13 protein-coding genes are annotated in these 13,251 nt (G+C 62.9%); 7 read left to right on the forward strand and 6 right to left on the reverse strand.

Annotated features, from left to right (window positions below):
• The first annotated feature begins 34 nt into the window (after positions 1 to 34).
• From ACZ5J0_RS09355 to ACZ5J0_RS09365, 3 genes are all read left to right on the forward strand, one after another.
• On the forward strand, positions 35 to 652 hold the full coding sequence (locus tag ACZ5J0_RS09355) for a TetR/AcrR family transcriptional regulator C-terminal domain-containing protein (RefSeq protein ID WP_166840827.1): 618 nt from the start codon (positions 35 to 37) through the stop codon (positions 650 to 652).
• Positions 653 to 1,387, forward strand: coding sequence for a M50 family metallopeptidase (locus ACZ5J0_RS09360; protein WP_464094651.1), 735 nt, complete (start codon positions 653 to 655; stop codon positions 1,385 to 1,387).
• A 156-nt stretch (positions 1,388 to 1,543) separates the two neighbouring features.
• A complete protein-coding gene (locus tag ACZ5J0_RS09365; RefSeq protein WP_464094652.1) occupies positions 1,544 to 3,667 on the forward strand; it encodes an elongation factor G-like protein EF-G2 in 2,124 nt (707 codons plus the stop codon).
• Here ACZ5J0_RS09365 and ACZ5J0_RS09370 read toward each other — a convergent pair.
• Entirely contained in the window at positions 3,664 to 4,329 is a 666-nt protein-coding gene (locus ACZ5J0_RS09370; RefSeq protein ID WP_142939286.1) for an alpha/beta hydrolase family protein, read from the reverse strand. The genes ACZ5J0_RS09365 and ACZ5J0_RS09370 overlap by 4 nt on opposite strands.
• 76 nt (positions 4,330 to 4,405) lie before the next feature.
• On the opposite strand from ACZ5J0_RS09370, the gene ligD reads away from it, so the two are divergent.
• The gene (gene ligD, locus ACZ5J0_RS09375; protein ID WP_142939285.1) at positions 4,406 to 5,431 is read left to right on the forward strand and encodes a non-homologous end-joining DNA ligase; all 1,026 of its coding nucleotides are present in this window, start codon (positions 4,406 to 4,408) and stop codon (positions 5,429 to 5,431) included.
• Between the two features lie 295 nt (positions 5,432 to 5,726).
• Entirely contained in the window at positions 5,727 to 6,725 is a 999-nt protein-coding gene (locus tag ACZ5J0_RS09380; RefSeq protein WP_464094653.1) for a serine hydrolase domain-containing protein, read from the forward strand.
• Between the two features lie 42 nt (positions 6,726 to 6,767).
• Here the strand turns inward: ACZ5J0_RS09380 and ACZ5J0_RS09385 are convergent, their stop codons facing one another.
• From ACZ5J0_RS09385 to ACZ5J0_RS09405, 5 genes are all read right to left on the reverse strand, one after another.
• Entirely contained in the window at positions 6,768 to 7,388 is a 621-nt protein-coding gene (locus ACZ5J0_RS09385) for an L-threonylcarbamoyladenylate synthase (protein ID WP_464094654.1), read from the reverse strand.
• 20 nt (positions 7,389 to 7,408) lie between these two features.
• Positions 7,409 to 8,224, reverse strand: a complete 816-nt coding sequence (locus ACZ5J0_RS09390; protein ID WP_464094714.1) for an ABC transporter permease — start codon at positions 8,222 to 8,224, stop codon at positions 7,409 to 7,411.
• Positions 8,225 to 8,264: 40 nt separating this feature from the next.
• Entirely contained in the window at positions 8,265 to 9,281 is a 1,017-nt protein-coding gene (locus ACZ5J0_RS09395; RefSeq protein WP_464094655.1) for an ABC transporter ATP-binding protein, read from the reverse strand.
• Positions 9,278 to 10,381, reverse strand: a complete 1,104-nt coding sequence (locus tag ACZ5J0_RS09400) for a LolA family protein (protein WP_464094656.1) — start codon at positions 10,379 to 10,381, stop codon at positions 9,278 to 9,280. Before ACZ5J0_RS09400 ends, ACZ5J0_RS09395 begins: the two co-directional genes overlap by 4 nt.
• Positions 10,382 to 10,468: 87 nt before the next feature.
• On the reverse strand, positions 10,469 to 11,377 hold the full coding sequence (locus ACZ5J0_RS09405; RefSeq protein ID WP_142939280.1) for an N-acetylglucosamine kinase: 909 nt from the start codon (positions 11,375 to 11,377) through the stop codon (positions 10,469 to 10,471).
• Positions 11,378 to 11,634: 257 nt separating this feature from the next.
• On the opposite strand from ACZ5J0_RS09405, the gene ACZ5J0_RS09410 reads away from it, so the two are divergent.
• Both ACZ5J0_RS09410 and ACZ5J0_RS09415 read left to right on the forward strand, forming a co-directional pair.
• Positions 11,635 to 12,357, forward strand: a complete 723-nt coding sequence (locus ACZ5J0_RS09410) for a GntR family transcriptional regulator (RefSeq protein ID WP_165450198.1) — start codon at positions 11,635 to 11,637, stop codon at positions 12,355 to 12,357.
• A gap of 1 nt (position 12,358) precedes the next feature.
• Positions 12,359 to 13,153, forward strand: a complete 795-nt coding sequence (locus tag ACZ5J0_RS09415; protein ID WP_142939278.1) for an IclR family transcriptional regulator — start codon at positions 12,359 to 12,361, stop codon at positions 13,151 to 13,153.
• Positions 13,154 to 13,251: the final 98 nt, after the last annotated feature.

The following is a 13,251-nucleotide window of genomic DNA, read 5'->3' on the forward strand; positions in this document are numbered from 1 at the left end:
AGTCGTAACAACAACCTTGAATGGAGACACACGTATGGCACGCCCGCTGGTCCCGCTGATATCCATCGACGCCCTCGTCACCGCTGCCTTGGAGCTGGTGGATGAGGCAGGGGACTTCAGCCTGCCGAAACTGGCCAAACGGATCGGGGTCAGCCAGTCCTCCATCTACAACCACGTCAGCGGCCGGGAGGAGATCCTTGAGCTCATGCGGGGCCGGATCATCGCGGAAAGCCCGTACGTCCTGGAGGATGAGCAGGATTGGGAGGCTTCGCTTCGCGCCATCGTCCGGAGCTATCGTGATGCCTTCGCCCGCCATCCAAAACTCGCGCCGCTGCTGGTACTCCAGACGGTGCAAGATGCCCAGGTCATGGCCCTCTACGAGAACCTGGCTGTGGCCCTCGAAGCCGCAGGGTTCCGGGGCCGGGACGTGATGTCCGCAATTTCCACCATTGACAGCTTCGCCCTGGGCTTCGCTTTGGACTTGGCGGCACCGGACGTCGTCTGGGCACCACCCGCACAGGGGTACCCCGCCCTCACCAATGCCTTGGCCCAAGCCGGACCTGCGGACGAGCGAGGCGAGGCCGCCTTCGAGTTCGGCCTGGAGATCCTCATCGCCGGACTGCATTCCCGTCTTCAGTCGACGGTGCTGTGAGTGAACCTCCTTCAAACCTGGTGGGACGCCGTGGTCCGCGGCTTCACCGATACCCACACCACAGCGGTGCCCTTGCCAGCCCTGCTGGTCATACTCGCGTGCGCCGTCGTTCTGAGCATCCCGCGTGTCACCTGGCGTTGGTTCGGCCTTTACGTCACCTTTGTCCACGAGCTGGGCCATGCCTACGCCGCGCTCATGACGGGCCGCTTTGTCCATGGGCTCCGGATCGGACTGGACCATTCGGGCCGCCTTGTCAGCAGCGGCCGGAGCGCTTTCGGGGCAGCGTGGTCTGGATTCTGGGGCTACCCTGCACCCGCCGTGGTTGGTTTGTGCCTGATTGCCGCCTTCGCCGCCGGCCGCTCCGGCGCCGCCATGTCCATCGGGGCCTTGATCCTGCTGGTCTCGCTGATCTTCCTGAGGAACCTCACCGGGATCCTCGTAGCTGTGTTGAGCGCCGCGATTGCCCAACTCCTGATCCTGTTCGCCACACCCACAACCGTCAACTACGTTGTCCTGGCTCTCGGCATTGCCCTTTCCGTAGGCGGCGTCAGGGACCTGTTCAAACTTGCCGGTGTGCACACCCGCCGCCGCGACCGGCTGGCGAAATCGGACGCCTTCATCCTGGGCCGCACCACTGGAGTCCCGGCGTTCGTCTGGTTGACCGGGTTCACGGTGGTGATCACCGGATGCTCCCTCGCGTCCGCCTGGATGCTGTGGGGTATGCTCACCGTTTAGCCGGTGGTTGACCGTAGTGGGAAGCCCGACGGCGGTTGTTCGGCTTTGGTTGCTGGCAGGCCTTGCCCTGTGGGCGCTTAGGGTGTCCAATCCTCTATAAGGTTCGAACTGGAGGTGTTCGGACTCCGTGCCGGGATTCAACACCAGGAGGTGCCCATGTCCGCGAAGGGCACGCGCGAAACAACCAAGGGTCCCGGAGCCGGCACCCCGGATACCAGGCGAGGCGACAACGGCACTGTCTTGGCGGCGAGTGATCCAGCGAAAGTCCGGAACGTGGCCCTTGTGGGGCATTCGGGTGCGGGCAAGACGACACTGGTGGAGGCGTTGCTGGCGGCAACTGGAGCCATCACCAGGATGGGCTCCATCAGCGAAGGAACCACCGTCAGTGACTCCGACCCCTCAGCGATTCATCAGCAACGGTCAGTCACGTTATCCGTAGCCCCGATTATGGTCGACGACATCAAGGTCAATCTGGTCGACACACCCGGCTACACCGACTTCACCGGCGAACTTCGCGCAGGTTTGAGGGCCGCCGACGCGGCCCTTTTTGTTGTTTCGGCTGTTGATGGCATTGACGGTACCACTGTGGCGTTGTGGGGCGAGTGCGAGAAGATCCGGATGCCGCGTGCGGTGGTAGTCAGCAAACTGGACCATCCGCGCGCCGACTTCAGTGCCGCCGTCGTGCGTTGCCAGGAAGCGTTCGGTGAGTCGGTCCTCCCGCTGTATCTCCCGACTGCGGGCCACGCCGGACTCATCGGAGTCCTCCACGGCACTCTTCACGGCACTGGGGGCCAGGATCTGATGCCCACCGCGGACGTGGAAGCAGCCAGGGGACCTTTGATCGAAGGAATCATCGCTGAGAGCGAAGACGAAACCCTCATGGACCGGTACCTTGGCGGCGAAGAACTGCCGCTCGTGGACCTGATCGCCGACCTTGAAACGGCTGTCGCGCGGGGCAGTTTCTTTCCCGTCATGCCGACGTCGGCCGAAACCGGTCTTGGCCTCCCGGAACTCATGGCCCTGTTGACCGATGCTTTGCCATCGCCCTTGGAGCGCATCACCCCCGCGGTGATGAAACTCGACGGTTCTTCGTTGAAGCCTCTGGAATGCAACCCCGCCGGGCGCCTCGCCGCTGAAGTAGTAAGGACCACTGTAGATCCGTTCCTCGGCCGGGTGTGTTTGGTCAGGGTCTTTTCGGGGACTCTGAGGGAGGATTCGTCAATCCACATCGGCGGACGGGGCCTGGCAGACAGGGGCCATGAGGACCACGACGCCGACGAACGCATCACGCATCTCTACTCGCCTGTGGGTTCGAGCCTCAAAGCGGTTCCACAGTGCATTGCCGGCGACATCTGCGCCATCAGCAAGCTGGCCAGCGCCGAAACAGGGGACACTGTCTCCAGCCGTGAGGCACCGCTGCTAATCGAGACCTGGAACATGCCCGAGCCTTTGATGCCTGTAGCTATTGAAGGGGCCTCACGCAGTGATGAGGACGCGCTTGCCAAAAGCATCGGGAAGGTGGCGGCCGCCGATCCGACGCTGCGATTGGAACGCAACCAGGACACGCACCAGCTGATCCTGTGGTGCATGGGGGAGGCCCACGCAGAGGTGGTCCTGGACAGGCTGCGTGGTCAAGGCGTTAAACTCCAGACCGTGGACGTGATCACTCCACTCAGGGAAACCTTTGCCAGCAAGGCCGCCGGACACGGGCGGCATGTAAAGCAATCAGGTGGCCACGGGCAGTTCGCCATTTGCGACATCGAGGTGGAGCCCCTGGCCCGCGGCGGGGGCTTTGAATTCGCTGACAAAATCGTTGGCGGTGCAATCCCCGCTACGTTTGTCGCGTCAGTGGAAAAGGGCGTCCGCTCGCAAATGCTTAAGGGTGTGTCAGCGGGATTCCCCGTGGTGGACATCAAGGTGACGCTGGTGGGCGGAAAAACGCACAGCGTTGACTCGTCCGACGCAGCTTTCCAGGCTGCCGGTGCGCTGGCGCTACGGGAAGCTGCGGCAGCTGCCAAAATCCAGTTGCTGGAACCCGTATCCTCCGTTGTCATCAGCGTTCCGGATGACTACGTGGGTGCGGTGATGAGTGATCTGTCCGGACGCCGGGGCAGGGTCACCGGCACCACCGCCGCAGACGGAGAGGGAACCGAAATCAGCGCCGAGGTCCCGGACCAGGAGCTCCTGCGATACGCCATTGAACTCCGCGCCCTCACAGCAGGAACGGGGCGTTTCCGCCGGTCCTTCCTTCGCCACGAGCCCCTTCCGAAGCAGGTTTAAGCGTTTGTCCGCAGGAAGGCAGCAACTGCCGGCGCCAAGGACGCCCCCACCTCGGCCGCGCCACGCTTCATACCCTTGACCGCAAACGAATGGTCGCCGCCGTCGACCCACTGAAGTGTCGCCGTCGGGCCGATTTTTTCTACTACCTGCTCCAGTAGTTCCGGCGTCGCGAACGTATCGCGGGTGCCTTGGAGGAAAAGCATCGGCACCGTGACGCCGTAGAGGTGTTCGTCCCTAAGCTTTTCAGGCTTTCCGGGGGCGTGGAGAGGGTAGCCGAGGTACACCAGACCCCCTGCGGGCATCCCGTCAGCCACAGCCATGGATGCCATGCGTCCACCGAACGATTTACCGGCCGCCCAGAGGGGCTGTCCTTGGCCGAGCTCAGCCGCTTTGTCCATCACAGCCCGCCATGTAGCGATGGCTAGAGGAGGGCGATCCGGAAAACGCCGGCCGGCCTCACGGTAGGGAAAGTTGAAGCGCAACGTCGCCACCCCTTCCTCGCCCATCGCCTCAGCGAAACCCTGCAGGAACGGATGTTCCATTCCTGCTCCCGCGCCGTGCGCCACTACCAGGGTGGCGAACGCCTGCGTGGGCCGGATGTGAAGGGCAGAGACTTCGGTTTCTCCCACAGCGACGCTCAAGGACGTTTCAGTATTTGGCATGCAACCATCATGTCCCATCCCGACAAAACGCACTCAGGTGCAGACGCGCAGGGCACAAACGGGGTAGCTTGTGGCCATGGCGAGCGAAGCAACCACCGTTACTGTCCCTGGTCCCGAGGGCCCGCGCGAGGTCAGGATCTCCAGTCCAAGCAGGGTGATGTGGCCTGAGGCCGGTCTGACCAAACTGGACCTTGCCACATACCTCATCGACGTCGGCGAGGCTTTCGTCTTGGCTAACGGGAACCGGCCCATCAGCCTCCAGCGTTACTCGGGCAACATCGAGGGCGATATGTTCTTTTCCAAGAATCCCCCCAAGGGTGCCCCGGAGTATGTCCGTTCCGTGACGGTGACGTACCCCAGCGCGCGTTCGCATCCCCAGTTGGTGATCGACGAGCCGGCGGCTGCAGTGTGGGCCGCGCAAATGAATACTGTGGTGTTCCACCCCTGGGCGTCCCGGGCCAACGATCCTGACAATCCGGATCAGCTCAGGATCGATCTGGATCCCCAACCCGGCACGGACTTCGACGACGCTATCCCGGCGGCTCTGGAACTACGCACCGTTCTGGAAGAAGCCGGACTGACGGCTTTCATCAAGACCTCCGGAAACCGTGGTCTGCACGTGTACGCGCCCATCCATCCGAAGCATGAATTCCTGGATGTCCGCCATGCCGTGATCGCTGCTGGACGTGAGTTGGAGCGCCGCATGCCGGAGAAGGTCACCACTGCCTGGTGGAAAGAGGAGCGCGGTACGAGGATTTTCGTGGACTTCAACCAGGCCAACAGGGATCGCACCATTGCCGGGGCGTACAGCCCACGTGCCGTCCCCACGGCCCAGGTGTCCTGCCCGTTGACCTGGGACGAACTGGAGAATGCCGATCCCGCGAAGTACACCATTAAGACGGTCCCGGACCGCCTGGCGAAGGTGGGCGACCCCTGGGCGTCCATGCACGATCACCCCGGTGACATCGATGTTCTACTGAAGTGGTGGGAGCGCGACGTCAAAAACGGTCAGGGGGAAATGCCCTTCCCGCCGGAATTCCCCAAGATGCCTGGCGAGCCCATGCGCGTACAGCCAAGCCGGGCACGCAAGCCGGAAGAGTAGGCCGGAAGGGTAGGCCGGAAAAATTGCACCGGGAGAGCGTGTGCCGAGACGACCAGGCGTAAGGATCCCTGCCACTGCCCGAGCGTGCAGCTTGTCCCTCAGTAGCTTGTCCCTCAGTAGCTTGTCCCTGAGCCGTCCATTTCCGAGCGGCTTGCTCTTGAGCTTGTTTGTGGGCTGTATGTTTCTTGGCGGGTGCACCGACGGCCCTGAGCCACGTCCGCTCCCGCCCTCCACCGCTGCAGCACTCCCGTCAACGCCGACGCCAACAACGCCGAATCCAACAACGCAACCGGCAGTGTCAGGCTCTCCTTCCGTTCCTACCCTCGAGCCTGCGCCGGCGCCCACGAACAGCGTCGCAGTCACCCCGGCGTTCCAAGAGCTTCGCGCCACCCTTGAACTGTTCTCGCGGGAGAAGCTGGATGAAGGGGTGTCAGCTGTCCTCATCAAGGCACGGGTCGGCCAGCAAGAGTGGACTCACGCTGAAGGATTCCTCAGCCGGGAGGGGCGGGCTGCTGTCCAGCCGGGGCACCGTTTCCCTGTGGGCGAGCAGTTCCGGACCCTGGTGGCTTTGTCAGTCATGAAGCTCGTGGAGGAGGGCCGGCTCGGATTAGACGTCCCCGTTTCGACTTATCTTCCCGGATCCCTCGCTGTGGATGGTCCGGTGACAATCCGGCAGCTCCTCGGAGACGCCGGCGACGTGCCGGCTGCGACAGGGCCGGATGCATACGCTGTGCTCGGTCAGGTGGTGGAGCGGCTCAGAGGCGCGCCGCTGAGTGGCGTGCTCCGCACGGACGTCCTGGCGCCCTTGAACCTTCTTTCCACGGAGCTGCTGGATGCTGATGCAGCAATCCCCGGTGACCTCATCCATGGATACGTCCAGTTGGAGGGAGAAACCGTGGACGTTACCGGCACCGGAATCCCAGACGGGATCGCCAACGGCGGCCTGGTGTCCACCGTTGAGGACATGTCCACGTTCTACGCTGCCCTGCTGAGGGGCCATTTACTATCCCCGGTAGGCCTTATCGCCATGAAGGGGACGGTGTTTGACGACTATGGCCTTGGCCTGGATCACTGGGATGACCGTTGCACCAACGGCTCCTACTACGGCCACGCCGGCGACGTTCCGGGGTATGGAAGCATTGCCATGAGCAGCGCGGACGGCAACCGCCAACTGTTCATTTTCGTGGCCTACCCACCCCAGGAGTTGTCCACACAGCCCTCAGCCTTGGCACTGGAAATGACCGGCGTCGCCCAGGTGGCCTTGAATGCGGGATGCCGCTTCCAGTTCCGGTGAACGGCCAACTCCGGTGAACGGCGAACAGGAATCCAGTGACCTCTATTCGAAGCGCGAGGGATCGCCCGTCCCGTAGCGGACAACCTCGGCCACGCCGCTGGAGAAGTCGATCACGGTGGTGGGTTCCGAGCCGGTGTCACCGGCATCAATGACGCCATCCACCTGATTGTCCAGGCGTTCCTTGATCTCCCAGCCCTGCGTCAACGGTTCTTCCTCGTTCGGCAGCAGAAGGGTGCTGGAGAGCAGTGGTTCGCCCAGCTCGGCCAAGAGTGCCTGGACCACCCGGTGATCAGGGATGCGCACACCCACGGTCTTCTTCTTGGGGTGCAGGAGGCGTTTGGGAACTTCGCGGGTGGCGGGGAGGATAAACGTATAGCTGCCGGGGGTGACAGCCTTGATGCTCCTGAAGATGTCGTTGTCCAACATCACGAACTGCCCCATCTGTGCAAAGTCCTTGCACACCAGGGTGAAGTGGTGTTTATCATCCAGATGCCTGATGGATCTGATGCGGTCCAGGGCTTCCCTGTTGCCGATCTGTGCGCCAAGCGCATAACAGGAGTCGGTAGGGTAGGCGATCAGGCCGCCACCTTGGAGCATGTTCACCACTTGGCCGATGGCGCGTGGTTGGGGATCTTCCGGGTGCACATCAAAGAATCTGGCCATGTGAAGAGCCTACGACAAAGCTATGACAAGACGTCCTTGTTGGAGAATTTTGCGTAAGCCAGCGCGCCGCACACCGCGATGTACCCGGTTTGGAGGAGGGCGTTCTCACCGAACGATGTCCAGGAGATCGGCTGGCGCAGAAGATCTGCGAAACCAAGCCAGTGGTGGCTGAACAGCCACGAATGCAGCCACTCGAGCTGTGGCAGGTTATCCAGCACCTGGGACACCACGGAGAGCACAATGGTGGCAGCCATGGCGCCCACCGGCACGTCCGTGAAGGTTGAGATCAATAGGCCTATAGCTGAGAGTCCCAGCAGGGAAACCGTGATGTAGGCGGCGATCAGCAAAGATCTCAACGCCGACTCGCCAACGCTGATGGTATCCCCGGACAGCAAAGTCACCGGACCCACAGGAAAAAGCACGACGCCGGCCAGGGCACCGGCCGCAGCTACGGTGGCGGTAGCGGCGCAACAGAAAGCGACGGCCCCGGCATACTTCACCAGCAAGAGTCGTATCCGCCCTGCGGGAGCGATCAGCAGGTACCGCAGGGTTCCAAGGTTCGCCTCCCCGGCGATGGTGTCCCCGGCTACCACCCCAACCGTAAGCGGCAGGAACAGAGGGACACACACTACCAACGCCGTGACGGCGACGAAGAGGCCGTTCTGGGTGATGCGGTCCAGGAAGAGCGGCCCGCGGCCAGGAGCGGTGGGCCGCGACGATAACTTGACGGCCACGGCGATCAAGATGGGCACGGCAGCGAGTGCGATCAACATTGCCCATGTGCGGAGCCGACGGAAGAGCACGGACAACTCCGAGCCCAGGAGCGCCCACCCCATTCCTGGACGTACGCCACCACCGCGGGACAGGCCAGTGGTTTCAGCCGACAACGTCGAACCCCTCTCCGGTCAGGGACACGAACCGCTCTTCCAAACTCGCGTTCTCCACTGCAAAGCCACGGATGCGGACGCCGTCGGCAACCAACGCTGACACTACCGCCTCGGGTTCACGGCCATTGATCCCGGTCGCATACACCGCAGTGGTTCCCCGGCTACCCACAGTTCCCGGGGCTTCGCCGGGAACCAGGCCAAGGCGTGCCAACACCCGGGACGCGACGTCGACGTCGGGCGTCTGCACCACAACGCGGGCCTGTCCGGCGGACTGGAGCTCCTCAATCCGCCCCTGGGCCACAAGGCGACCAGCACTCATCACACCCACATGGGTACACATATGCTCCACCTCGGCGAGCAGGTGGCTGGAAACGAACACGGTGGTCCCGCCTGCAGCGAGGGAGCGAACCAGATTGCGGACTTCACGGGTGCCCTGGGGGTCCAAGCCGTTGGTTGGTTCGTCCAGAACCAGGAGCTCCCGCGGCCTGAGCATCGCGTTGGCCAAACCGAGGCGCTGCTTCATGCCCAGCGAGTAGGCGCGGACCTTTTTTCCCGCCGCATGGCTGAGTCCAACCCGGTCAAGGGCATCCTGGACGCGCCGACTTCTGGTCGATGACGACGCATGGGGGTCGGCGGCATCCAAACGCATCAGGTTCCCCGTACCCGAAAGGAAAGGGTAAAAGCCCGGCCCCTCCACCAAAGCGCCAACGCCCGGCAGTACAGAAGCCAAACCTTGGGGCATGTCCTTGCCAAGAACGCGGATGTCCCCGCTGGTCGCCGAAGCAAGGCCGAGCAGCATCCTGATAGTGGTGGTCTTCCCCGAACCATTGGGCCCAAGAAAGCCGAACACCGAGCCACGGGGCACAGCAAGGTCAATTCCGTCGACGGCAGACCGGCGCCCGAAGCGCTTCACTAAGGCGTGCGTTTCGATAACAAGATCAGATGAGCGGACGGGATTCGCATGCCCACTTCCATCAACATTGGCGGCTTCCCGGGGTTCGTTCACTGGGCGGCAGCGGCCGTCTGGAGCCGTTCCAAAGGCACCATGCCGGCAAAGACGCGGCCGTCGTCGAGAACCAACACGCTCACCAGTGACGTCGTCAACGCCCGGCCACCGTCAACAGGAAGCAGCGCTTGGGACAATTGGGGATTGGACGTGAACTCAGCAGGAGCAGAACCCGCGGGCAAGGCGATCACGGAACCCCAGCCTTGACCTATGACCTGCTCCCGATGAGCCGGTGCCTTCAACGAAAGGTCGTGTAGCGGCTCTGACGGAAGGGTCATGGTGGGCACGGGCCTGGCCGGAAGTACCTTCTCAGTGATTGTCGCTCCCTGCGGCGGGGTGAAGTCAAACAACGCGGCATCCGGCGTGGACAGGTCCAGTTGGGTGTATGCCAGTGAATAGGCAGGTCCGGCCTGGCCCTTGGCCCGCACCTCGACACCCAGGGGCAGGCCGGTTTCGGAGTCGACGTCGATGCTCACCGAATCAACCAGTGTTTCGGAACTGCGCGGGTTGAGGACCAAGGAATATACGCTTCGACCAGCAACCGATGCCGCCTCACCGACGGTGACCTCAGTGCTGGCATCAAGGGAAGCAAGGAAACGGCCGGCCATGGCCTCGGGGGTCGGAATCTCCTGCGCGGGCCTAGTGGGCAGGGTGTCCTTCAGTTCAGCAAGGGACGGTGCCGGCACTGTCAGATGTGTGGCGCTGTTGTCCTTCGAGTTGTAGAACCAGAGCTCGCGGCCATTGAGGACAACGTCGCGTTCAGCCATGCGGTCAAGAATCTGCAACCGCGCCTTCAGGGGGCCATCCACGTAGACCCTGGCTGTGTGCGAACCAGTCAGGAATTCCACGGCGGAGGCAGCACCAGGAACACTGCCCGAACCGGACGAGGGCAGCTCGGGAAGTCCCAGTTCGGCGTTCTGCTCCATAGTGCCGGACAGAGCCCGCACCTCAGTGCGCGCGATCATGGCAAGGATTTCTTCAGCGCTCTTGGGCGGAAGGGAAACGCTGGCGCCTGCTTGGACAGAGCCGAACACCACGGCAATCGCCAAGGCAAGGGGAATCAGGAGAGCTGACAGCCACCGCTGCCGGGCCCGCGCCATTATTACCAACCACCGCTCGTGAGAGGCATGAGTCCAGACTACTCCGCTTGGCTGCAGTGATCACCCGCCCGGCATGACGTAACTGGATCAGTTCTGAAGGAGTTGCCTGGCCAGTTCCACCGCACCGTGAACCGGAGGCTGCGCCAGAATCCGGATCGAGGACGGGTCCTCCAGGGAAACCTTGCGCGCCACGGCCCCGGCCAGCTGACTCTGATTCACCAACAGAGCACCAGCCATGACCAACGGCAGATCCAATCCCAACTCACCCAGAACCTGGCGGGCATGCGTTGCCAGCGAATGCGCGGCCTCAGCCTGGATCCGCAACGCCGCCGGGTCACCCTCGGCTGCCAAATCCAAAACAAGCGGCGCCAAACCCGCCCAATGGTCAGGTTCGGGTTTGGCGTAGAACGAGTCCATGAGCTGCAATGCGTCCGCGCTCGCCGTTGCCGCCATCACGGCTCTGACCAATGTGCCTGGTTCCAGACCTGCGTAGTACTCCCGCAAAGCCTCGCGGACGGCGTCGCGCACCACGGAGTAGCCGCCACCCTCATCACCCAGCAGATACCCATAGCCTCCGCTGCGGGCTTCCCGCCCGTCACGGTTCCGACCCCATGCAACGGAGCCGGTGCCCGCAACCACTACAGCTCCGACGTCGAGCCCTGCTGCTGCAAGGACTATGCGGGTGTCGTGCACAACCTCGATCCTGGCGCCCGGGAAATGCTCCGTGAGCAGGGCGGACAGGACAGCACGGCTAGCCGGGGTATCTGCTCCGGCGGCTCCGGCACAGACGGCCTCGATCCCGCCGCCCACCTTTGCAGCAATGCGGCGCAGCACCGCGTCAGCCCCCTGGTGGCCCACCGAGGACAGGTTGGCGCTGGCCTCGGTGATTTCGACGCCGGTGCCGCTGCGGGCGTCGATGTCGCCTTGCGCTGCGTCGGAGCGAACGGCGTGCGTCTTAGAGCCGCCGATGTGAAGGCCCAGCACAGCCGGAGTCACAGGGTTCCCGCCGATTCACTGCTCTTTCGCTGAAAATCCTTCAACTGACGGCCCTTCGTTTCGAGTGCTGACTACTGGACAAACATAAACCCGGGGATTGCCAGTTCACCGGATCTGGTGGGTTCAGACCGACAGCTCAACAATGGCGACGGGGTCAACGGTGGCGACGCGGTCTCCATTGGCAATCGGGTCTACCTTGACAATTAGATCTACATTGGCATAGACCAATGGCGTTGTCCATAAGTAGGATCTCCACTATGTCCAGCAATGTCCCACAGTCAGCTCCCAAGTACTACCTCCTGAAGACCGAGGTATTAGGGCTTATAGCGGGTCAACGTCCGGGCACACTCATTCCCACCGAGCGCGCCTTGGCGGAAAAGTACGCAACTTCCCGGACCACGGTCAGGCAGGCGATCAGCGAACTGGTCGCCGAGGGAAAGCTGGGCCGCATCCAAGGGCACGGCACGTTCGTGGCGCCTCCAAAAGTGACCCATGTCCGGCAGCTGACTTCCTTCTCCGACGACGCCCGCACCCAAGGTCTGCGGCCTGACTCCAAGTTGCTTGCCCTGGACGTTCTGGGCTCTGATGCGGAGGTCTCAGCACATTTGGGGATTGACCAAGGCAAGCCCGTCACCCGGCTCGAGCGTATCCGCCTGATTGAGGGGGAACCGCTGGCGCATGAGGTTGCTTGGCTTCCAGCAAGGCTGCCCCGGTTCAAGTCCCAGCTGGCCAAGGCGGGATCGCTATATGCTGCCCTGGCCGACGTTTACGGGATTCGGATAGCCGACGTCGAGGACACAGTGGAGACAGCACTCGCCGGCCCTGCTGAGGTCAGGCTGCTGGGAATAGAGATGGGGGCACCTTTGCTGCTGGTACACCGCCTTGCCCGGGATGCAGTCGGCGCGCCGGTGGAATGGACCCGGAGCGCATTCCGCGGCGACAGGTTCCGGTTCGTTTCCCGCGTTAGGTCAGGTGACTAAGGTGGCCAACTCGTCCTCGGGTGAGTCCGTCATCCGCCGTGTGGTCCGCTTGGTCGGAGCATTCGACGACGCCCATCGCACCATGAGCGTCGCTGCGTTGGCCCGGCGCTCCGGCTTACCCGTGACAACCACGTATCGCCTGGTGGACGAGCTCTTGAGTGAGGGCCTGCTGGAACGGGAAGCCAATGCCGAGGTTCGGCTCGGCACCCGCTTGTGGGAGCTGGTGTCCAGGAGCTCCCGCATGGTCGGCCTCCGCGAAGCTGCCCTGCCGTTCATGGAGGACGTCCAATCGGTGGTTCAGCACTCCACTACGTTGGGGATCCTGGATTCCGATGAGGTCCTCTACATTGAGCGCATCGGCTCCCGTGATTCCATGGTGGACATCACCAAGGTTGCCGGCCGCCTGCCGGTCCATGGAACGTCCTCGGGGCTGGTGTTGCTGGCCTATTCTCCACCTGCCTACCAGGACTTGTTTCTGGCCCGGACGCTGGAGAAGTTCACTGACGTGACGCTCACCGATCCCGCTGAACTACGGCGACACCTCGCCGGCATCCGTCAACGCGGGTTCGCTTCCATGCCCGGCATTATTGTCCCTGAGTCCAGTGGAATCGCGGTCCCGGTGGTTGGTCGGGCAAATACCGTGGTGGCTGCACTGAGTGTTGTGGTTCCCAGGAACGAGGAAAACACGGCAGCCCGCGTGCCTGTTCTGATGACGGCAGCACGCGGAATCTCCCGAGCGCTGGGATGGCGCGGAGAACTCAAAGGTGCCCTCCGCCAAAGCAATGGAAGTCTCTGATTCCCGTTCATCGGTAACCCTGTGGCTTCACTCACAGGGCCGCTGGCAATGTGGAACCAAGCAGGGCATCTCGCCCGGGCACCACACTTAAAGGCCCT

The organism is Arthrobacter sp. DualSoilB13 (assembly GCF_055389195.1).

Excerpts from the sequence above, each read along its gene's own strand:
- ACZ5J0_RS09410 (WP_165450198.1), top strand. The coding sequence starts at position 11,635 with ATGTCCAGCAATGTCCCACAGTCAGCTCCCAAGTACTACCTCCTGAAG.
- ACZ5J0_RS09365 (WP_464094652.1), top strand. The coding sequence starts at position 1,544 with ATGTCCGCGAAGGGCACGCGCGAAACAACCAAGGGTCCCGGAGCCGGC.
- ACZ5J0_RS09400 (WP_464094656.1), bottom strand. The coding sequence starts at position 10,381 with ATGGCGCGGGCCCGGCAGCGGTGGCTGTCAGCTCTCCTGATTCCCCTT.
- ACZ5J0_RS09355 (WP_166840827.1), top strand. The coding sequence starts at position 35 with ATGGCACGCCCGCTGGTCCCGCTGATATCCATCGACGCCCTCGTCACC.
- ACZ5J0_RS09390 (WP_464094714.1), bottom strand. The coding sequence starts at position 8,224 with ATGGGGTGGGCGCTCCTGGGCTCGGAGTTGTCCGTGCTCTTCCGTCGG.
- ACZ5J0_RS09370 (WP_142939286.1), bottom strand. The coding sequence starts at position 4,329 with ATGCCAAATACTGAAACGTCCTTGAGCGTCGCTGTGGGAGAAACCGAA.
- ACZ5J0_RS09385 (WP_464094654.1), bottom strand. The coding sequence starts at position 7,388 with ATGGCCAGATTCTTTGATGTGCACCCGGAAGATCCCCAACCACGCGCC.
- ligD (WP_142939285.1), top strand. The coding sequence starts at position 4,406 with ATGGCGAGCGAAGCAACCACCGTTACTGTCCCTGGTCCCGAGGGCCCG.